Source organism: Acinetobacter lactucae, from assembly GCF_013344765.1.
Taxonomy (GTDB): Bacteria; Pseudomonadota; Gammaproteobacteria; order Pseudomonadales; family Moraxellaceae; genus Acinetobacter; species Acinetobacter lactucae_A.
The window spans coordinates 1-21,933 of record NZ_JABVBF010000043.1; the positions used below are offsets into that span (position 1 = coordinate 1).

At 41.0% G+C, this 21,933-nt stretch carries 21 protein-coding genes; 7 read left to right on the forward strand and 14 right to left on the reverse strand.

The genetic code is table 11. The annotated features are described in order from the left end of the window. A partial coding sequence (locus tag HUN22_RS06590; protein WP_174727286.1) for a LysR family transcriptional regulator occupies positions 1–876 on the reverse strand: 876 nt, incomplete at its 3' end. Positions 877–976: 100 nt separating this feature from the next. Between HUN22_RS06590 and HUN22_RS06595 the strand changes: the two genes are divergently transcribed. The 7 genes from HUN22_RS06595 (at position 977) to pcaD (ending at position 7,567) form a co-directional block, all read left to right on the forward strand. Next, positions 977–2,083 carry a muconate/chloromuconate family cycloisomerase gene (locus tag HUN22_RS06595; RefSeq protein ID WP_087088262.1) on the forward strand — a complete coding sequence of 369 codons (1,107 nt, stop codon included), beginning with the start codon at positions 977–979 and terminating at the stop codon, positions 2,081–2,083. 23 nt (positions 2,084–2,106) lie between these two features. Beyond that, positions 2,107–2,397: a muconolactone Delta-isomerase gene (gene catC / locus HUN22_RS06600; RefSeq protein ID WP_174727289.1), complete on the forward strand. Its 291-nt coding sequence runs from the start codon at positions 2,107–2,109 to the stop codon at positions 2,395–2,397. 162 nt (positions 2,398–2,559) lie between these two features. Beyond that, positions 2,560–3,480, forward strand: coding sequence for a catechol 1,2-dioxygenase (catA, locus tag HUN22_RS06605; RefSeq protein WP_174727291.1), 921 nt, complete (start codon positions 2,560–2,562; stop codon positions 3,478–3,480). 134 nt (positions 3,481–3,614) lie between these two features. Continuing rightward, the gene (locus HUN22_RS06610; RefSeq protein WP_174727294.1) at positions 3,615–4,286 is read left to right on the forward strand and encodes a 3-oxoacid CoA-transferase subunit A; all 672 of its coding nucleotides are present in this window, start codon (positions 3,615–3,617) and stop codon (positions 4,284–4,286) included. Between the two features lie 18 nt (positions 4,287–4,304). After that, positions 4,305–4,958 (forward strand): 3-oxoacid CoA-transferase subunit B, encoded by a 654-nt coding sequence (locus tag HUN22_RS06615; RefSeq protein ID WP_174727297.1) that lies wholly within the window; start codon positions 4,305–4,307, stop codon positions 4,956–4,958. A gap of 604 nt (positions 4,959–5,562) precedes the next feature. Then, on the forward strand, positions 5,563–6,777 hold the full coding sequence (pcaF, locus tag HUN22_RS06620) for a 3-oxoadipyl-CoA thiolase (RefSeq protein ID WP_174727299.1): 1,215 nt from the start codon (positions 5,563–5,565) through the stop codon (positions 6,775–6,777). 10 nt (positions 6,778–6,787) lie between these two features. Continuing rightward, positions 6,788–7,567 (forward strand): 3-oxoadipate enol-lactonase, encoded by a 780-nt coding sequence (gene pcaD, locus HUN22_RS06625; protein ID WP_174727302.1) that lies wholly within the window; start codon positions 6,788–6,790, stop codon positions 7,565–7,567. Positions 7,568–7,629: 62 nt separating this feature from the next. On the opposite strand, the gene HUN22_RS06630 is transcribed toward pcaD, so the two are convergent. The 13 genes from HUN22_RS06630 to HUN22_RS06690 form a co-directional block, all read right to left on the reverse strand. After that, complete coding sequence (locus tag HUN22_RS06630) at positions 7,630–9,117, reverse strand: NAD-dependent phenylacetaldehyde dehydrogenase (protein WP_174727305.1); 1,488 nt, start codon at positions 9,115–9,117, stop codon at positions 7,630–7,632. Between the two features lie 33 nt (positions 9,118–9,150). After that, positions 9,151–10,404 carry a hypothetical protein gene (locus HUN22_RS06635; RefSeq protein WP_174727323.1) on the reverse strand — a complete coding sequence of 418 codons (1,254 nt, stop codon included), beginning with the start codon at positions 10,402–10,404 and terminating at the stop codon, positions 9,151–9,153. A 107-nt stretch (positions 10,405–10,511) separates the two neighbouring features. Further along, positions 10,512–12,827: a primary-amine oxidase gene (gene tynA / locus HUN22_RS06640; RefSeq protein ID WP_174727308.1), complete on the reverse strand. Its 2,316-nt coding sequence runs from the start codon at positions 12,825–12,827 to the stop codon at positions 10,512–10,514. Between the two features lie 208 nt (positions 12,828–13,035). Then, on the reverse strand, positions 13,036–13,950 hold the full coding sequence (gene feaR, locus HUN22_RS06645) for a transcriptional regulator FeaR (RefSeq protein WP_022574416.1): 915 nt from the start codon (positions 13,948–13,950) through the stop codon (positions 13,036–13,038). 198 nt (positions 13,951–14,148) lie between these two features. Next, complete coding sequence (locus HUN22_RS06650) at positions 14,149–15,105, reverse strand: p-hydroxyphenylacetate 3-hydroxylase reductase component (RefSeq protein WP_174727311.1); 957 nt, start codon at positions 15,103–15,105, stop codon at positions 14,149–14,151. 45 nt (positions 15,106–15,150) lie between these two features. Next, positions 15,151–16,104 carry a PDR/VanB family oxidoreductase gene (locus tag HUN22_RS06655; protein WP_174727314.1) on the reverse strand — a complete coding sequence of 318 codons (954 nt, stop codon included), beginning with the start codon at positions 16,102–16,104 and terminating at the stop codon, positions 15,151–15,153. 34 nt (positions 16,105–16,138) lie between these two features. After that, on the reverse strand, positions 16,139–16,876 hold the full coding sequence (locus tag HUN22_RS06660) for an SDR family NAD(P)-dependent oxidoreductase (protein ID WP_174727315.1): 738 nt from the start codon (positions 16,874–16,876) through the stop codon (positions 16,139–16,141). A 10-nt stretch (positions 16,877–16,886) separates the two neighbouring features. Then, entirely contained in the window at positions 16,887–17,372 is a 486-nt protein-coding gene (locus tag HUN22_RS06665) for an aromatic-ring-hydroxylating dioxygenase subunit beta (protein WP_016145462.1), read from the reverse strand. A 10-nt stretch (positions 17,373–17,382) separates the two neighbouring features. Further along, positions 17,383–18,660 carry an aromatic ring-hydroxylating oxygenase subunit alpha gene (locus tag HUN22_RS06670; RefSeq protein WP_005069110.1) on the reverse strand — a complete coding sequence of 426 codons (1,278 nt, stop codon included), beginning with the start codon at positions 18,658–18,660 and terminating at the stop codon, positions 17,383–17,385. A 29-nt stretch (positions 18,661–18,689) separates the two neighbouring features. Beyond that, positions 18,690–19,217: a nuclear transport factor 2 family protein gene (locus HUN22_RS06675; protein WP_174727318.1), complete on the reverse strand. Its 528-nt coding sequence runs from the start codon at positions 19,215–19,217 to the stop codon at positions 18,690–18,692. A gap of 10 nt (positions 19,218–19,227) precedes the next feature. Then, positions 19,228–19,587 carry a hypothetical protein gene (locus HUN22_RS06680; protein ID WP_000387554.1) on the reverse strand — a complete coding sequence of 120 codons (360 nt, stop codon included), beginning with the start codon at positions 19,585–19,587 and terminating at the stop codon, positions 19,228–19,230. A gap of 27 nt (positions 19,588–19,614) precedes the next feature. Further along, positions 19,615–20,763, reverse strand: coding sequence for an acyl-CoA dehydrogenase family protein (locus HUN22_RS06685; RefSeq protein ID WP_174727326.1), 1,149 nt, complete (start codon positions 20,761–20,763; stop codon positions 19,615–19,617). A gap of 36 nt (positions 20,764–20,799) precedes the next feature. After that, a complete protein-coding gene (locus HUN22_RS06690) occupies positions 20,800–21,909 on the reverse strand; it encodes an amidase (protein ID WP_174727321.1) in 1,110 nt (369 codons plus the stop codon). Between the last annotated feature and the right edge of the window lie 24 nt (positions 21,910–21,933).

Sequence of the window (21,933 nt, forward strand, 5' to 3'; positions counted from 1 at the left end):
GATCTCTTCAATACAATCTAAGATTTTAGGAATGTATGAACTTTGGTCCATGTTGCGCATCGATAGAGAAATAGGACTATAGGCTTCTAAATCTAAGATATTTAAATAAGTTAAATTCTTCATTCCAATGTCACAGGCACTTTCCGGAATAATACAAATACCCTCTCCAGATGCCACCAAGCCAAGTGCCATGTGAATTTCGCGGACTTCAGTCAGTTTGGCAGGAACAAGACCTAACTTGGTAAATAAAGCTTGAATAGTGGTCGAAAAATTCGGCTTAGGTGTCGTTGGATAAGAAAAAATTGTCTCATTGATAATTTGAGATAAATAAATTCCTGACTCTTGCAACTCACTTAAAGGATGTTTTTTATGAATCGCAAGTTTTAATTTTTCTTTTCGAAGTAAAAGTCTTTTAATGGCTGGGTCACTAATCGGTAAGCGGCCAAAACCTAAATCAATTTTTCCTAACTTTAAAGCTTCGACCTGATCTCGTGTTCCACATTCAATTAGCTCGACATGAATGTCTGGATTTTTTTGTCTAAATAGATAAATGACCTGCGGTAATCGCCCATAAAGAAGCGAACTCACATAGCCAACTTTAACAACATTCTCGACCAGTTTCATTTTTTTAGCCATAGAAGCTGCTTGAGCCGTATGCGTTAAAATCTGAACAGCATGTTGGTAAAAAAACAGGCCTGCTTCTGTCACTTTTAAAGGACGTGAGCCTTTCACGAACAGATCAATGCCTAATTCTTCTTCTAGTTTTTTGATTTGACGCGTGAGTGGTGGCTGAGCAATAAAAAGCTTTTCTGCGGCTTTAGTCAGACTTTGTTCTTCCACAACGGTAACAAAATAACGTAGATGTCTTAATTCCATTAATATACCTTTTTAGTATCTTAAAATACCGTTCTATATCTATTTTAGGCTATTACATTCTTCTATGGTATGTAAACAAGTTTGAAATAGTTGAAACTTCATGTATAGAACCATAGAAACCATACTTGTGGATATTCCAACTATCCGTCCTCACCAGTTGTCTGTGACTACCATGCGTACTCAGACTTTGGTGCTCGTTAAAATTACGACCACGGATGGTATTGTCGGTTGGGGTGAAGCGACCACCATTGGTGGACTGAACTATGGTGAAGAAAGTCCTGAAAGTGTCAAAGCCAATATTGATACTTACTTTGCACCATTACTCGCATCAGTTAAAGATTTAAATGTTGCACAAACACTAAAACTGATTCGTAAGAATATTAATGGTAACCGTTTTGCGAAATGTGCCATTCAGACTGCCCTACTTGATATTCAGGCAAAACGTTTAGGCGTGCCGTTAAGTGAAGTTTTAGGTGGCCGTTTGCGTAATAGTTTACCTGTACTTTGGACGCTCGCGTCTGGCGACACAGAAAAAGATATTGCTGAAGCTCGAAAAATGATTGAGCTAAAACGCCACAACACGTTCAAACTCAAAATCGGCTCACACCCTTTGCAACACGATGTTGATCATGTGATTGCAATTAAAAAAGCATTAGGTGCAGATATTAGTGTACGTGTCGATGTAAATCGTGCATGGTCAGAGCTGGAATGTATTCAAGGTATTCAACAGCTACAAGATGGCGGAATTGATTTAATTGAACAACCTTGCGCTATTCAAAATACTGAAGCACTTGCTCGTTTAACGCGTCGTTTTGATGTCGCAATCATGGCAGATGAAGCTTTAACTGGCCCTGACAGTGCATACCGTATTGCAAAAAGTCATGGTGCAGATGTATTTGCGGTGAAGATTGAACAATCTGGTGGTCTAATCGAAGCATGTGAAGTTGCCAAGATTGCAGGTTTAGCTGGAATCGATCTTTATGGCGGTACTATGCTTGAAGGTCCTGTAGGTAGCATGGCTTCTGCTCATGCATTTGCAACCTTTGAAACATTAGCGTTTGGTACTGAATTATTTGGTCCGTTATTACTTACCGAAGAAATTTTGAAAGAACCGCTACGTTACGAAAACTTTGAATTGCACTTGCCAACGGCACCAGGCTTAGGCATTGAAATTGATGAAGATAAAGTTGAAAAGTTACGTCGTTAAGGCAATAGGATAAGGAGTTTCCCATGTTATTTCATGTACGTATGGATGTGCATATTCCACTTGATATGCCAGCCGACAAAGCAAATGAAATTAAGACCGTTGAAAAAGCCTATTCACAAGACTTACAGCGTCAAGGTAAATGGCGTCACATCTGGCGTATTACAGGCCAGTACTCAAATATCAGTATTTTTGATGTCGAGAGCAATGAAGAATTGCACAACATTTTACAAGGATTACCTCTCTATCCTTACATGAACATCGAAGTGATGGCACTTAATCGCCACCCTTCTTCTGTTCGTGATGATGATTCGTAATCCAAAAGAATTTTTTAAATGTGATTTCTGAAGTCTATTTAAAAACTAAGCATATTTTTTTCAGAAGGTAACAAGGAACGTGGTAGCAACTATTCGCTAGCAAAATAAAGTGCCCGCAACGCTGCCACCCAAAACCGTATTGCATACTTAAGGAGTTTTAGTATGAACCGTCAACAAATTGATGCGCTTGTAAAACAAATGAATGTCGACACTGCAAAAGGCGAAGTTGATGCACGTGTTCAACAAATTGTAGTGCGCCTTCTAGGGGATTTATTTCAAGCCATCGAAGATTTAGACATCCAACCTTCAGAAGTATGGAAAGGTTTGGAATATTTCACAGACGCAGGTCAAGCAAACGAACTTGGTCTTTTGGCAGCTGGCTTAGGTTTAGAGCACTATCTTGATTTACGTGCAGATGAAGCTGATGCAAAAGCTGGCGTTACGGGTGGCACACCGCGTACCATTGAAGGTCCACTTTATGTAGCTGGCGCGCCTGAAACCGTTGGTTTTGCTCGTATGGATGATGGCACTGAATCTGGCAAAATCGATACCTTAATTATTGAAGGTACGGTGACGGATACTGATGGCAATATCATTGAAAATGCTAAAGTTGAAGTATGGCATGCCAACAGTTTGGGTAACTACTCATTCTTTGATAAGTCTCAATCTGACTTCAACTTACGCCGTAGTATTTTGACTGATGCTGATGGTAAATATGTTGCATTAACGACTATGCCTGTAGGTTATGGTTGCCCTCCTGAAGGCACGACTCAAGCTCTGCTTAACAAGTTAGGCCGTCATGGTAATCGTCCATCTCACGTTCACTATTTTGTTTCTGCACCGGGTTACCGCAAGCTTACAACTCAATTCAACATTGAGGGTGATGAGTACCTATGGGACGACTTTGCCTTCGCTACTCGTGACGGTTTAGTGGCAACCGCAGTTGATGTAACTGACCCAGCTGAAATTCAACGTCGTGGTTTAGATCACGCTTTTAAACACATCACATTTAACATTGAACTTGTTAAAGATGTTGATGCTGCACCTTCAACTGAGGTTGAACGTCGTCGTGCTAGTGCTTAATTGAAAGTATATGTGAGTTAAAAGTTCGCTTTTGACTCACAAAATTTATTCCATTTATTACTACCCTTAAGAATTTAAATAAATTTTTAGCGGTAGTAATACATCACGTTACCTCATGCTCTAAGGTTTCTCCCATGATTGACAAAAGTAAGTCCTCACTAAGCGAAGTACTATCGCAGATTAAAGATGGCGCGACCATCCTGATTGGTGGTTTTGGTACCGCAGGACAACCCGCTGAACTCATTGATGGACTGATTGAACTGGGTATTAAAGACTTAACTATTGTCAGCAATAACGCCGGTAATGGCGATTATGGTCTGGCTAAACTGCTTAAGGCTGGTTCGGTTAAAAAAGTGATTTGCTCTTTCCCACGTCAGTCAGACTCTTATGTGTTTGATGAGCTGTACCGTGCCGGAAAGGTTGAGCTTGAAGTAGTACCGCAAGGTAATCTGGCGTGTCGTATTCAGGCAGCGGGTATGGGACTAGGCGCTGTGTTTACACCAACAGGCTTTGGAACACTTTTAGCTGAAGGCAAAGAAACTCGCCAGATCGATGATAAAGATTACGTACTCGAATATCCGATCAAGGCTGATTTTGCCTTGATTAAAGCTTACAAGGGCGATCGTTGGGGCAATCTGATTTACCGTAAGTCTGCACGTAACTTTGGCCCGATTATGGCCATGGCTGCGGATGTCACCATTGCTCAGGTTTCTGAGGTGGTTGAGCTAGGTGGCCTAGATCCAGAGCACATCATCACCCCAGGTATTTTTGTACAGCACGTTGTTCAAGTACAGCCCGCACAGTAAGCAATAAGGAGAAATAACATGAGCTACCAGAAACTCAGCCGTGACCAGATTGCAAAACGTGTGGCACAAGATATTCCAGATGGCGCCTATGTGAACTTGGGTATTGGTTTACCAACTAAGATTGCAAGCTACTTACCTAACGATAAAGATATTTTCCTTCATTCTGAAAATGGCCTATTGGCTTTTGGCCCACCGCCAGCAGCAGGTGAAGAAGACCCTGAACTGATTAATGCAGGTAAAGAGTTTGTGACCATGCTTGAAGGCGGCAGCTTTTTCCATCATGGCGACTCATTTGCGATGATGCGTGGTGGTCACCTTGATATTGCAGTGCTTGGCGCATTTCAGGTTGCGGCGAATGGTGACTTGGCGAACTGGCACACAGGTGCACCGGATGCGATTCCTGCAGTAGGTGGTGCGATGGATTTGGCTGTGGGTGCCAAGAAAGTATTTATCACCACAGACCATGTGACCAAGCAAGGTGAACCGAAGATTGTGGCTGAACTGAGCTATCCGGTTACGGGCAAACGCTGTGTTGACCGTATTTACACTGACCTGTGTGTGATTGACGTGACCCAAGATGGTTTAAAGGTGCTTGAGAAAGTTGAAGGTCTTAGCTTTGATGAGTTGCAGGCTTTAACGGGTGCAACTTTGATTGATGCGACTCAAGGGTAAGGTTTAAACAGCCCCAAATTACGAGTTAAAGCAAAAGTTTTTTGTATAAGCAATGCCTTACTTTTTAAGGATAAAAAGTAACAAAAATCCTTTGTTACTCAGACACAACATCCCTGTTGTGCTGAGCAACCAGACGACATCCATGTCGCCACCGCGAAACACAGAATGGAAGGCTTTGAATACGGTTCTTACTTATTAATTTGGATTTTACTGTAATTCGCTATTGTGACAGGCGATATGGATGTCGCCCGTTGAACAGGGAGGCATGGAAGCCTCCTCTGTTCAACAAAGGTTTTTGTTACTTTTGACCTTTCAAAAGTAAGGTATCACTTAAGCAAAAGACCTACGGATATCACAGTAAGTTACAGCCGTGATGTTATCCGTTGATATGAAAATTTATAAATCATCACAACGGAGTCTTATCTGTTTAAGCCAGATGCCACCAGCTAATTCGTGTCACTTTTTTAAAAAAGTAACCAAAAACCTTTGTTACTCAGACACAACTTCCCTGTTGTGCTGAGCAACAAGGCGACATCCATGTCGCCACCGCAAAATACTTACGGAGAATGGCTAAAAAGGCCTGAAGTAAAGGACAAAAGTTAGAATGAAAAACGCTTATATCATCGATGCGATCCGTACTCCATTCGGCCGTTATGCCGGTGGCCTTGCACCTGTCCGTGCCGATGACCTTGGTGCTGTGCCGATCAAAGCTCTCATGCAGCGTAATCCGAATGTAGATTGGGAACAGGTCGATGATGTGATCTATGGCTGTGCCAACCAGGCCGGTGAAGACAACCGTAATGTCGGTCGTATGTCAGCACTTCTAGCTGGTTTACCGTATCAGGTTCCAGCAACCACCATTAACCGTTTGTGTGGTTCTTCACTCGATGCCATTGCCATTGCTGCCCGTGCTATTAAAGCAGGTGAAGCGAACTTGGTGATTGCAGGTGGCGTAGAAAGCATGAGCCGTGCACCTTATGTGATGGGTAAGTCTGACAGTGCCTTTGGCCGTAGCCAGAAGATTGAAGACACCACCATGGGATGGCGTTTTATTAATCCTAAACTTAAAGAATTATATGGTGTAGACACCATGCCCCAGACTGCCGAAAACGTGGCTGAACAATTTAACGTGAATCGTGCAGATCAGGACCAGTTTGCCTTGGTGAGCCAACAACGCACCGCAAGCGCGCAAGCCAAAGGCTTTTTTTCTAAAGAAATCGTGGCAGTTGAAATCCCTCAGCGTAAGGGTGATGCTGTGGTGATTGATACCGATGAACATCCACGTGCTTCAACTACACTTGAAGGTTTAAGCAAACTTAAGCCTGTGGTTAAAGCAGATGGTTCTGTGACTGCGGGGAATGCTTCAGGTATTAACGATGGTGCAGCAGCTCTACTCATTGCTTCTGATGAGGCAGTTCAGGCCTATAACCTCAAACCACGTGCCAAGATCATTGCTTCAACAGCGGTGGGTGTAGAACCACGCATTATGGGTTTTGCTCCGGCACCAGCGATTAAAAAATTACTTAAACAAGCCAACCTGACTTTAGATCAGATGGATGTGATTGAGCTGAATGAAGCGTTTGCTGCACAGGCTTTGGCCGTCACTCGTGATTTAGGTTTACCAGACAACTCTGACAAGGTAAATCCAAACGGTGGTGCAATTGCATTAGGTCATCCGCTTGGTGCGTCAGGTGCACGTCTTGTGACCACAGCCTTAAACCAGCTTGAGCAAACAGGCGGCCGTTATGCCTTGTGTTCAATGTGCATTGGTGTAGGTCAAGGCATCGCTTTGATTATTGAACGTGTTGAAGCACTTTAAGGAGAAATAAATGCCATCTTTTCAATCTGCTGATGCACAAATTAACTATCAAACATTTGGCGAACCGTCGTCTCCTGCTGTGGTGTTTTCCAATTCTTTGGGCACCAATTATGGTATGTGGCAAAAACAGTTTAATGAATTGAAAGATCAATTTTTTGTGATCTGCTATGACACTCGTGGTCACGGTTCATCATCCACACCTGACGGCCCCTACACTGTAGAGCAATTAGGTGAAGATATTGTCCGTTTACTTGATCATCTAAATATTACTAAAGCTGCTTTTTGTGGAATTTCTATGGGAGGTTTAACCGGTCAATGGCTTGCAATTCACTACCCTGACCGCTTTAGTCATGTTGTTGTGGCAAATACTGCCGCTAAAATTGGGCAAGAACAGGCATGGCTTGACCGTGCAAAATTAGTACGTGAACAAGGTCTACAACCGATCGCAGCCACAGCAGCTTCGCGATGGTTTACAGATCCCTTTATCCAAAGTCATCCTTCAATTGTCAACAACCTGTGTAACGACTTAAGTGCTGGCAGCGCAATGGGTTATGCCAATTGTTGTGAGGCTTTGGCTAAAGCGGATGTACGTGAGCAGTTAAAAGATATCAAAATTCCCGTATTGGTGATTGCTGGAACCCAAGACCCAGTAACGACTGTTGCAGATGGTGAATTTATGCAGCAACAGATTCCGCAATCAAAACTTGCAGAAATAGAGGCCTCTCATATTTCCAATGTAGAACAGCCAGAAGCTTTTAATAAAATCCTAAAGGATTTTTTATTAGGTTAATTTAATGATTCAAAAAAATGGCCTATAAAGGCCATTTTTTATATGTCGTAGAATCTTGAAACTTAATAGCGAATCATGACCGATTTTAATTCGGTGTAATCTTCAATAAATGCATCCGAAAACTCTCTGCCAATTCCTGAAGCTTTCACACCGCCAAATGGAACTGATGGATCTAAGAACGTATGCATATTGACCCACAAAGTGCCTGCTTCAATTTTAGGAATTAAACGCAAAGCTTTAGATAAGTCATTTGTCCAGATACTTGCGGTTAAACCAAAGCGCGACTGATTCATCAGTTGAACGAGTTCTTCATCAGTTTCGAATGGCATTACCCCAACCACTGGACCAAAGGTTTCCTCTGAAAATAAAGGATCATCCGTATTTTTAAAGGAAATTAAAGTCGGCTGTACAAAATATCCTGTCTGATCTAAAGCCTCACCACCTGCAATAATCTGGTTGTTGGCTTTTGCCATATCTAAATAATGTTTTACTTTATGAAAATGTGGCTGATTAGAGAGTGGACCAAACATACTTCCCTCATCCATAGCCGACCCGATTTTGAAACCAGAGAGTGCTTTAGAGAGTTTTTCCACCAATTCATCATGTTTTGTACGGTGTACAAAAAAACGCTCTGGGGATGCGCAAACCTGACCCTGATGCACAAAAGTTGCTTGCAACAAAGTCGGTAAAATCTCATCAATATTTGCATCAGCCAAAACAGCTATCGCATTTTTACCGCCCAACTCTAAACTTACACGGGTTAAATCGCTGCTCATCGCAAGTTTGCCAATCGCAATTCCTGTCGGCACTGAACCTGTAAATGAGACTTTCTTAACGAGCGGCGACTCAATTAAATATTGCCCTGTATCGCCCTTACCTGTTACTACATTAATTACACCCGCTGGAATACCTGCCTCAATAGCAAGTTCAGCTAAACGTAATAAAGATAAGCTGGCAAACTCACTTGGTTTAAGCACAATGGTACAGCCCGTTGTTAAAGCTGAACCAATTTTCCAAACACCAATCATGAGTGAAAAATTCCACGGCACAATCCCTGCAACCACGCCAATCGGTTGTCTTAAAGTAAAAGCCGTATATTTCTCACCTTGCATAGACGGAATAGAGGGTTGCATGGTCTGACCATTAATTTTAGTTGCCCAACCAGCAAAATATCTTAAGAAAATAACAGATTGTGCGACTTCAAGATGGCGGGAAATATTGATGAGTTTTCCGGTAGACAAAGTTTCAAGCTGTGCAAGTTCTTCACCATGTTGCTCAATTAAATCTGCTAGCTTGTTCAGTTTAATGCCACGTTCATATGGTGTCGTTTCAGCCCAAGCATTTTGAAAAGCATCTTCAGCACTTTTCACGGCATTTTTGACATCTTGTTGACTGCCCATACTAATTTGAGCAACCACTTGTTCAGTCGATGGATTCACAATATCCACTTTATCCAAAAGCTCGGCAGCAACCAGTTTTCCATCAATAAAATGTCCATGTTGACGTGCCATAAATTGCTGTACGCTTTCTAAAATCTGAACTTCACTCATCTTTACTTCTCTCAATTCATTTAAAAGGATCTATTAATAGATGTATTGCAAAATTAACTGTGCATACACATTAGTTTTGTCGTCGTAGTTTTGAGTACCACCACTATGGATATCGTGTTTCGGTTTATAGAGTCCCACTAAAGGAATAACGTTGAATTTTTTATTAACCGACCAGACCGAAAAGACATCCAGCTCATGTCCATCTACATTAGTTAAAGACTTATTAACTGTTTTGAACTTATAAGCCAAAGCACCTAACATAAAATTTTCTTTTAGATTCATACTGTAAGAAACTTGGTGAATATCTGCATTTTTGTTAAATGGGCCAGCATAATTTCCTGCAACTTCACCTTGAAACCATGTGCCAAACCCGACCGTATTTCCATAAAACATCGGATCGTATTGGTCGGAAAAATGGCTAAAACGGTAGCCTAATGAGGGCGTATATTTTGAAGATAAAAAGTTATAGTTCAGTGCTAAGTAGCCAGCATTTTCTTGACCATCTTTTTTATCTTGCACAACAAACTCAGTTTTAACTTGTAGTTCTGGCAAAGGTTGATAATTCAAACGTAAAGCATAATTTTTAAGATCTTCGCGCCCTGAAACTTGCTCAACATCTTCAAGATTTAATACATTTAAATAAGTAAATCCAACACCTTTATTTTTAAGCTGATACATCAGATCGGTTACAAAGAGTTCAGGTGCAAATTGTGCTTTATTGTCTGACTTTAGATAAGCCAACTTTAGGGTTGTATTCTCTTGCGGTTTGTATTGAAGCAAACTTGTAAAATCAAAGCTTCGACGAGCTGCCAGATAATATGCTCCGCCCCGATCAAGTGCGCCATCTGCAGGTGGTTTACCGAGGTTTAATGCATCACCCGCAATAAAAAACCCATCACCAATCATGATATTTTGTCGACCAATACTTAAATCATAGGTCGTTAACTCATCTTTATTAGTGCCGTCTTTAAAACCCAAGATCCACTCGTTTACATCTGTTTTGCGTTCTTTACCATTACTATTTTGGCCTGCATCGCCATCGCCAAATGTTGCTGAGCTAATACCACTCAAGCTTGCATAGAGTTGATTGTTTTTAAAGGCGTATTGTCCTTTAGCACCATATTTAAGATGGCCTTCTTGCCAATTGATTCTTTCATCATCTAGGTTTTCGCCGTTATAGCTTTTACCGCTACTAAAAGCCCCAAAAGTTGCTTCAAAAGTCGGTTTAATTTCAAGCTCGCCAGCATGCGCAGTTGAAAAAAATGAGACAAAGAGAGTCCCTCTCATAACTTGAGAAAGTAGAGTTTTCATACAAAATTCCTTTTTTGTGAATGGTCTACCAGACGCTAAGAGTGGATAACCGATTCGTTACCCATCTCGCGTGATACACGTCTTTAGTGATGGTCGTGCTGCGTGTTTTGCTCTTCTTCACCCAAGTTTAAAGTCGGCGTATTGTCAAAGAAGTTCCACGGTTTGATCAGAGTATTCACCCACTCTGTCGGCATGATTGGCCATTCTTCAGCACGTGCCACATGGGTTGTGCCTGTTGTCATCCACACCACAAGATCTTTATTTTCAATATTTTCATTGTTGCTAATAAACTGACCTAAACCTGTGTCATGAGTCGAGCGGTTTGAATATTTACCTTCAGGATAACGTTCATCCTGATTATATTGTGTCACCCAAATTTGCTTATCCATAAAGTTCAAACGTTTAAATAACCATTCGTCTTTAGAAAAATTAGCACCCTTCGCCACAGGGTGTGTTCCACCTGCAAAAGGAATAAGTTGGTAAGAAACAGGATTTCCTAATTTATTTTCCTTATTGAAATTAGTCAGTAAACGAATGGTAGACGGATCAAATTTTTCAGCTGCATTTTGCTCATTGGTAATGACTTTACTGTCAATTTGCATCGTACTTGTACGCACCCCACCTCGGTCATTGGCCTTAACCACAGGGTCCATGTGCATAAAGCTATTGTTCTCGCCATCTACATCCATGTCTAAGCGGAAGTTATAGATGTGCTGATGCGTTGTACCCACAATATTATGGTCAATTAAAGTTCCATATTTGGTATCTTCTTTTGCAGTACTGTCATGCATAGTACGTGATTTAACACCTTTAACCGCTTCAATACCCGTTGCACCCGCATTAATCCCAATTACACCATTTTGGGCAAATACCCAGTCAAACATGTAATCGTAGTTTCCAACCGTACTAATCCAGCGCACAACAAGTTCACGGCGAGCTTCACTGGCATCTTGGTTACCAAAAATTTCATGATGTTTATATTCAGGCCCAGCATAACGTTCAAACACAGCAATGGCATTTGGAATTACTTGTGGTTGGCCTTTGTAGTCTGCAATCACAGCATCAAGTAAAACAGCGTTGTCGGGTGCATCAGTTCCAGGAAGAATAGATGAGGTAAGTGTTCCCATACCGTATTCGCCAGAGTCCAAATAAGATTTGAAGTACCAACCAATATCAGGGTCTCCGTATGGAACTACCATTCCACCCAAGTTCCCTTCATACATAACTTTACGCTTAACGCCTTTATCTTTATAGGTCACTGTTGAAAGCTGTAAGCCAACACGAGAATCTAACGCCACATGCAAACACCAGTTGCCCCAATGTATAGTTTGACCTGTAATGCTAAAGTTTTTGCCCTCAGGTTCAGTAATATTGAGTGGTTTTAGCTTACTTGCTACTGGCTTATTCGGCATATAAGGTCGATTTGCCATTGGCACGGGAATGATCGTACCTTCTTCAATCTTAATAATTTTTTCTTTATCTAAATCGACTACAGCAACTAAATTTTCAATTGGATGCGCCCAGTAGTTACCATCGCCTACATCGAGATAAGCAACGACTTTTAATATATTGAGTTGTTTGTCCAGACCATCTTTACCGCCAAAATATCCAACAGTTAGCGGTGTAGCAATCACTTTCTTCACATCGGTAATGCCACGTTTGCGTAAAGCATCTTGATATTCTTTACTTGTCTCGATTACACGCTGTACGGCCTCAAAATTATCCACAAGCACCATACCGTGAGTGTTTTTAAGGACATTCCATTTGGTGACTTGTTGAGTGTTAAGATTAACTTCACCTTCAATCGCTTGATTGCCTTTTAATAAAATGAAAGATGCTATGCGGTCTTCTTTATATTCTTTGTGATTAATAAAGTAATCCCAGACTTTGGCTTTTTCTGGTTCTTTTAACTTTAACTCGGCAAAACGCATATTTTTATAGGCGTATTTCGAGCGGTTAATCACATCAAATGTCTTTTTGATTTCGTCAGAATTTAAACTATTGAGTGGATGAAACGTATTTTCAATTTTAAAAGTTTGATCTAAACCAGACTGAAATACTTCATTAAAAAAGTCTTTTCCAATAACAGGTTTACCATCTTTAATTAGTAAAGGCACACTGAGTTTTAAAGGTTTGCCATTCACTAAAACCTGATTTGAGTTTGGCTTGGCTCTCACCACTATAGAGCCTTTGGTAATTGTATAGGTATTGGTAAAGTCATCTTTAACAACTTTAGCGCCTTGCTCACTCATGTTTTGATAAAGTGAGACCATGTCGGCCTTTCCACCATGAGCAAACGCTTGAGTATTGAGTCCCCAAAAGCTTGCAGCGATTGATAAGTTAAGTGCCAGTATTTTTTGTATGTCATTCAATAATCGTTGTTTACGCATGGGTTTCATCCTTTTCATCTATCCCTGAACTATCTGAATCAGACAGTTAAAATGCACTTCCTGTGAGTGAAATTCATTAGACCAACTTAATAGTTTTATGGTTATTAAGCTTATCTAACCTGCTCTAATGAATTTAATTTCAACACAGTTACATAGGGCTAGCTTGTTCAAGAATGACGTCGAATTTGTCTAAAAATGACATTAAAAGAAGAAATATTTAAACCGACATACCCTCTCTAAACTCTTTAGGAGAGATACCATAGGTCTTTTTAAAGATCTTTGAAAAATGAGCACCGTCCCAGAAACCCCACTTCAAGGCAATTTGGGTAATCGAGCTTTGTTTATTTCTTTTATCGAGTAAATCTGCTTTGACTTTTTCTAAGCGTTTGAGCTGTATATATTTGTTAATAGATAAATTTTCTTGAAGAAACAGACGATATAGATGACGTAACGATACCCCAATATGTTCTGCAATTAATTTAGGTGTTAAATCCGGTTTTGCTAAGTTTTCTATAATATAGCGCTCGGCTTTTTCCATCAGATTATTTGAGCTATTAATATTTTTATAATTGATTGTAGGTTTGATTAAGGCAATCAGCGCATCTTCAAAAGCATTCCCATCTTCGGTTGCGTACCAAAGTTTAATGTTTTCAGCAGACATATTTTTCAAAATATTTTTGAGTAAAAAACCGCTCATATTTTGAGTAATCAGTTTTCCAAAATATTCGGTACTAATATTTTCTTTAAGTAATTTTTCACGCGACAGGTGGACTGAAATCTGACTGACTAAACCTTGCGGATACATCGAAATGGTTTCGACCGGGTCGACCAACACAATATCGCCTTCATTCAAGCTTAGAGTTTCATTTTTATACTCGAGCAGCATTTTTCCCGAATACTGCAAAATCAAAAAACAAAAACGATTATTCACTCGATCAATTTCATCGGCTTTTCGGACAATTTTATTGGCATTGTTTTTGATAAAAGCAATTTCGGTATCGCCCAATAAAAAGCACTGAACTTCACCAATGAATAAATTACGGGTTCCGTCAAAATCGGTTTCAAAATTGCCGCACACACTTTTAATATGGTGCGTCCATGTGAGTAATGCATCGCTTACATATTGGTTCATCCTTTACCCCTCTATACATGTGCCACCGCTCAAAATTTTGCGTTTGTGGTGGTGCACTGTCTTGGCTTATTTGCAATCATGTTTTATTGATAAACAAATTGTGTGCCAAAAATTCCTTATCCTTGGAATTGTTTTGATGATAGTCAGCTAGATATGAATAAGCTGATAAATCAATTCAATTTATCAGCTTAATGGGACTTATGCTACTCCTGCAAAATCTCGCAGCATGGTAATAAAAATATCCTTTTGTTCCTCAGAATACTTTTTAAATACTTCGTTTTGGTGGCTATCGGCAATATCAAACAAATACTGTGCTGTTTGTTTACCCTTTTCCGTCAGCGCGTATAAATTATCGTGATCAACCAACAATCCTTCAAATTTTAGAATTTCAGCCGATCTTTCAACTTCTTGCATTGGCATCGCAATATCTCGAGGTAAATCTTCTTTACTTGAAGCAGTACCACTGGCCAAAACGAGTAAAAGACGTGATTCACTGGTCCGGAACCCTGAAGCCATTTGCTTAGGAATATAGTCGGTTTGATAGGCTTTAAATGCACGACTCATCAAATAGCAGACATTATTATATAAATGTCCATAATGTGTTTGGTCTATGCCGTTTTCTTCAGTCTGTTTAACTTGAAGGCTCGGATGCGGCATGACACAAGAATATGCGCCTTGATGGTAAACCAGTGGACTTCGGCCTTGGTCATGAAAACGCACCACTTTACCAATAATAATCCAGTGGTCACCCCCTTCGATCACTTGATAACGTTCGCACTCAAACACTGCAGAACAATTTTCTAAAATGGGTGCGCGTCCTGCGCCAAGTTGAAAATTGGTGTCAGCAAATTTATCAATATTGCGTCTCGAAAACTTATTAGACAGCTCAATTTGCGTGCCCGATAAAATATTGACAGCAAAATGTGTTGCTTCTTCAAATACTGAAAAACTTGAAGACTTTTTATCAATACTCCACAAAATAAGTGGTGGATCGAGTGATACTGAGTTAAAACTATTTGCAGTAACTCCTACTTTCTCACCTTGTGCATTTTGTGCAGTAACAATGGTAACGCCTGTTGCAAAATTTCCTAATGCCCGTCGGAACTGTAGTGGATCGACCGTAAACTCATCTATTTGTTGTAATACATTCATCATCTTTCTCCTAAACCTTCTCTTACATCCATATAAATCGCGAGAGCATTAGATATCTAAAACTAGTCTCGGTGTTTTAGAGCGCGAACAGCACACCAATATTTGTTCATTGCTGGCTTTTTCTTCATCAGTAAAGTAAACATCTCGATGATCGGGTTCGCCTTCAATCACATCGCACATACAGGTTCCGCATACGCCTTGCTCACAAGACATTTCTATGTCGATGCCTTCTTTAGCCAAAGCCTGCAAAATAGTTTCACCTGCTTCAACCATAATGATTTTTCCACTACGCTCAGCCACCACCTCAAATGAATCTCCAGAGGTGTCAGTTTCGACTTGGAAATATTCTTTGTGGATTTGCTGCTCAGGAAAATCGTGAGTCGTGGCAAGGTTAATCACCCAGTCCATGAAACCAACTGGACCACAGGTGTAAATATGGCTCTCAAGGTCAATATCTTTAATGGCAGCTTCAAAAAATGCTCTATGGCTTGCACCTTCGGATTTAAAATGAAAAGTTGTGTACTTGGCTAACTCACCATTTTTAATTTCATCAACAAAAGCACAGTTTTCAGCACTGGCGCCACAGTAGTGAAGTTCAAATGATTCACCTTCATGGGCAAGTTGATATGCCATTGTGATTAACGGTGTAATTCCAATTCCACCACCAATCAATACACTGTGTTTGGCTTTTAAAAGTGGAAATAAATTCTTTGGCTCACTAACCTGAATTTGCATGCCATCTTTGATTTCATCAAAAGCAGATATTGAGCCACCACGTGATTCAGGATCGCGTAAAATTCCAAGGCGAAACTTACCTTCGTCATTTGGATTTTGGCAAAGTGAATATTGGCGCACCATGCCATTCGGTAAGTGCACATCAATATGCGCACCTGCTTCAACTTTTGGCAATGTTGTAGAAGTTGCAGATTCAAATTCCATGACTGCAATATTCCCACCTTCAACATGGCGATTTTTAACGACAACATCATAAAGTGTAGTCATGATTCAACTCCCTTTTCATGGTTAAGCTCGTGGCTTAACGCATGAATAAACCACCGTTAATATCCCATGTTGCACCAGTCACAAACCCCGCATTTGGACTCGCGAGCAAGCCACAAGTTTCAGCAATGAAATGCATACTTCCTAAGGCCTTAACCGGAATATTCTGGATGAACTGTTCCATCTTTTCGTCGCATACCACGCTATGAACAATCGGTGACTCCATTGGGCCCGGTGCAACCGCATTAACCGTCACCCCTTTTGCGGCAAACTCTTTGGCAAAAATTTTGGTTAATGTCACAATGGCACCTTTGGTTGCCGCATAGTGTGCACCCGTTGCCGTACCACCGTTTTGTCCCGCCAAAGACGCCATATTAATGATGCGTCCATAGCCTTTTTTAGCCATATATTGGCCAATAATTTGACAAGCCTGAAAGGTGCCACGTTGGTTGACTTGGGTTACCCAATCAAAGTCGGCTGCGGTAATTTCTAATACTGGCGTTGCTTTGGTGACGGTGGCATTGTTAATCAACACATCAAGTTTAGAAAACTTCTCTTCAATCCATTGCACCGCTGCATGAAAATCTGCTTCGACAGAAATATCTAATTTCAAGGGAAACATATTTTGGGCATACTGACTTTGTGCCTTGGCGTTTTCGGCTTTTTCAAGCGTACTCGCTGACAAAATCACTTGATGGCCTTGGCTCGCAAAATATTCAGCAATCACATTACCGAGTCCAGAAGCAGCACCTGTCACTAAAACAACTTGTTTCATGTTACTGCTCCTAAAGAATGTAGCTAATACCAGCTAAGGTATCAGTTGAGTTAACCAAGTTAATGATTTTACGGTTAATCTTAAAACCTGTAGCTGCATCGCGAGTCAAATGGTAAGTAATATCTGCGGTGTAATGCTTAAGGTTTTCTTTACGAAATTCACGTAAGTTTTGAGCACAACGCAAAACGATTTCATCATCTTGGTCTTGAACAATGCGCACACGAGAAACGCTACGCACCGTATTTGCCTTAGGTGCTGTAGAAATCGCTTCACCATTTTCAAGACGCTCTACACGTAAAGTACGCATATGATTATCGTCATAGGCATAATTTAAGTTGTTTTCGTAGTCCGTTAGGTTTGGGTCAATTGGAATGATATAGACACCTTTTTCATTCCATAAATTGAGCCATTCACGGTATTCACTGTGATCTAACATATCTGCTTCAGCCCAGATGAAAGCAGTGACTTCATTTAATAATTGCAGATTCATATTCATTGCTCTCTCCTTAAGCCGTCATCATCTTTTTCCACTGCTGATAGGCTGCACGCATACCTGTTTCAGCACTGACATCACTTTTTAAGCCATCTTCGGTTTTGACTTCGCCTGGTAAACCACGGTTGAGCATGATCCATAAATCATTGCCAGCATTGGCACCGTGTTGTACGCGCTCCCAGGCTTCTGAGTCATCTGGTGTACCAAAACCAAATGGACCTTGGAAATGTTCATGCAAACGTAGGCGGTATTGGTTGGCAATTTGTGGACCACCGTCCATCGTAATCACTGAGTGATGAATTTCTGTTTCAGCAACTGAGATTGGCTGCAACACGCGGAAGAACGCCATTGAACATGCAATATTTGGGAATAAATTTAAGTTAAAGCCAGAACCACCGACTGCACGTACAATACGGCGCACTTCTAATTCTTCATGACCTTCGTCGCGCAAAGCTTGAGCCAAGTCTTCAAAACGTTCTTGAATTGGACGCTCCATGAGCTCTTCGTCTAGATCAACCAGTTCAGGAATCATCACCATCACACTGTGACCATTTCCTAAATCTTCAACAAAGCCCGGTTGGTTTTCGAAGTTAAAGAGTTCTTCAGTTTTTTCATCGACGGAACTTAAAAATGACTTGTGTACCAATGGGAAGTGATAAGCATCGGTAGTATTTTCAAGCTGGATTTTCCAGTTACCCGGGAAACGGAAACGGTGTTCACCCAACACTTTAATTGGATAACCCGCGCCCTGTTTCATAAACAGGTCAATCCATTTTTTCGCAGGCCCAAGGAACTCTTCAAGCGGTTGAATGTCTTCTTTAAATGAAGCGAAGATCATGCCGTTATATTCTTCTACCCGTAGACTCACCAGTGGTAATTCTGACTTATCTAAACAATCGCCGTAGCTTTCCGGAGATGGAACACCACGCAAACTACCGTCAAGTGCATAACTCCAACCGTGGTACGGACATACAAAACTGTTGGTTTTTCCTTTCTTATGTTCACATACGGTTGCTGCACGGTGACGGCAACGGTTTAAAAGTACATGGACTTTCTTTTTACGGTCACGCACCACCACAACAGGTTGTTTACCGATGTTAATGGTTTTATAGCTTCCGCCTTCCGGAATTTCGCTGGCATGTGCAACCCACACCCAAGTGCTATAAAAAATTTTCTCCATCTCTTCATCAAAAATGCGTTCATCTTTATAAAGAGAAGTATGAGCACGGTCACTTTGAACCAAAGCATCGTAATCAATGCCAATGTTATGCGTCGGGATAATACTGTTCATATCAATAGTCCTTTTAAATATGTCCTGGGTCATTCCTGGGAAGGTACCGGCAACTCGGCTTCACTGTGCCAATGCGATACGGGACGACTGAAAATATTCTGTGTTTGGAAATGTTTAATTTTCCATGTTCCATCTGCTTGCTTTTGAAACTTCACGTTGAGCTTTGCTGCATTCAGATGACTACGGCCATCTTGAAAAGTTGAAGTCTGCAACATAAGCCAAGAAGCATTTGCATCATTTTGATTTACATAAATTTGTTCTGAATTGACAAAGTGTGCATTCATCACAAAGTGAGATTCTTTTTGGGTATAGCTTTTAAACATGTCGTAAATCGACTGCCAAGAATCATAACGGCCAAAAGATTCGGCATATTTCTCGCCAACACCTTCCCAAATACAGTTCTGATCAAAAAGATTCATCAGCTCATCAAGGTCTGTATTTGCATTGAGCTCGTCGCAGATTTCCATATAACGGTTCAGGCAGTTACGAATCGCGTTGTGTGCTTCTAACTGTTCTAGTCGCTCTATAATTTCTGCAATATTCACTTTGTCAGTCATTGCGGTCGCCTTAACGTTGGATAATCAATTCGCGTCCAACACGAGCTTCAACTTTGCAATATTTCCAAAGTTTGTATGGTCCTTCACCTACCACCGTTGTTCTAAATAAGTTACAAGCGGCATGTACGGTTTCAATATCTGGAACATCGGCAAGCAAATATGTTGTCCAAGGCCAACCTGCACTTGGACCAACCATGCTTTGGTCATCATCAAGGTTTCCAAAAACATGCACGCCCGGTAAGTCATGAATGCCATTCCACATTTCACCAAATGCTGCCCAAACCGCTTTTGCTTCAGCAGGTTCCGCATCAAAAAAGTTTTGGTTAATACCCATGCAGAACAAAACGCGTAATGATTTTTTAGCTTCCATCTCAATATCCTTTTTAAAAATTAAAACTTATAAATAACCTGGGGTTGGCTTTAACCCGAAACTGATTGAACCAGCATTTTGTAAGGTCGCATCACCCATAAAGGCATGTTGGGTCACCACGTTGGTGTCATTTACAAAACGGCTAAATGGATTGTTGGTATAGATTGCCGTCATACCCGCGAGCATTTGCATTTTTCGGGTGACTTTGGCGCATACTCGCGCTGCATGGGTACATGCCAGACGCATATCGCTAATTTGTTCAGCAGTGGCTTCACGGCCAGCAATAATTTCATTCCAGACAATATCCATGGTTTGATAAAACCAAGATTTTGCAGCCTGAAACTCTGCATCAGCTTGAGCAAACTCATATTGAGTCACTGGGCGGTTTGCAATTTCTGACCCACCCGTAATAGATGCTTTGCCCGGCGCTAATTTTTCAAATTCTTCTAGTGCAGCAGCTGCAACACCAATACCCACTACAGTTAATACTTGAGTCGCTAAAGACAGTGACGGATATTTAAAAAATGGTTCGCTCAATTTTGATGGTTCGCCACGTACAAAGGTCCATTTCTTTTCGACCAATACATCTTCGACCACTAAGTCATGGCTTCCAGTACCTTTTAGGCCAACAGTGTCCCATGTCATTTCGATTTTGGCTTTGTTGGCAGGCATCACGGCCATGCGTGGTAAACCTTGCATTTCATTATTTTTAAGGGGTGAAATCCCCACGCCAACAATGTCAGCGCCCATACAGCCGCTTGAAAATCTCCAACGTCCGCGCACCACCACACCTTCATCGGTAATTTCAGCTGGTTGCGGTGGAAAAATACCTCCAGCAAACACCACATCTGGTCCGTTTTGGTACAATTCTTTCAGTGTTTCTTCTGGCAAACTTCCTAAATACGCAGGGCTCATACCGAAACTTGCCACCCAGCCCACTGAACCATCAGCTTTAGATAAAGTTTCAATCAATTCGCAAAACTGCCGTGGTGACCATTCTTCGCCACCAAAACGTTTCGGAACCAATGCACGGTAAACACCGATTTGTTTAAGCTTTTCGATAATGTCTTGGCTCACATATGCCTGATTATCAAATTCACCTGTACAGGCACGCTCACGTATTTCTTGACACAAAGCATCTAAATCAACTGCTTTGTCTTGAGAAGCAAACTCCATTTTAGACAACTTATTCATCATCTAACTCCTTGTAATTTATTGCATTGCATCAACACAAAATTTAGCTATTGCGCATAATTGCTCATCTTTTTGATGCTTCGATACGATCTGTAAGCCCACAGGCAAACCGTCACTGGTTTCAAGCGGCACTGAAATGGCTGGATGTCCTGATAAATTAAATGGTCGAACTAAACCCGTAAGATTCAAAAAAGCGACCGTGTTTTCAGCTTCAGAAACTTTCGGTGGAATTTGTGGAAGCGTCGGCAGCACCAATGCATCATATTTTTCTAATAGTGCATCGAGTTCTTGGGTCAACTGCACTCTCACAACTTCTGCTTGTTTCACTTGCTCTAAAGTTGTTGCGGCAGCTTTTAATAAACGGCCATTTACATCAGAACCAATTAAGCCCGTTTGAGTTAACTCCCCAAAAGCTTGCCAATTTTCATAATTAATAATTTGCATACCCGCATCAAAAGCAGCTTCAAAATGTTCAACTTTTTCTAAAGTGGTCTGTAAATTTCCTTTTTGAAGTGCTTGATAAATACAGTTCCAAATAACCTCATCTGCTTTTACATCGAGAACAGCAATTTTTGGTGCGCTAGTACATTGAGTCGGTTTAAAAGTTGGATCAATAATTTGCATGGCCTTTTCAATCATCTCAACTGAGTTTGCAAAAGGGCCAACACAATCTAAAGAACTTGACGGGGGATACACGCCTTTTCTGCTGACACGACCAAATGTAGGTTTTAAACCAAAAACTCCGCAGCACGCAGCGGGCAGACGGATAGAGCCGCCCGTGTCGGTACCTAAAGTAAAGTCAGCTTGTTTAGCAGCAACTGCCGCAGCCGAACCACTCGAAGATCCACCCGGAATAAGTTCAGGATATTTAGGGTTGATAGGTGTACCAAAAGCGTGGTTAATGCCTGTAATTCCAAAAGCCAATTCATGCAAATTCGTTTTCGCAATAATTTCACAATCTGCTTGTAAAATATTTTTAACGACCTCGGCATCATCTTGAGCAGGTTCAACATTTAATAAAGCTCGACTACCAGCAATGGTTTTTAGACCTTGAATATCAATTGTGTCTTTCACCATGACTTTGAGCTTGCCACTTCCTTTATACACACTTTGGCTAATAATATTCATTCACTTTTCCATGTATTTTTATAT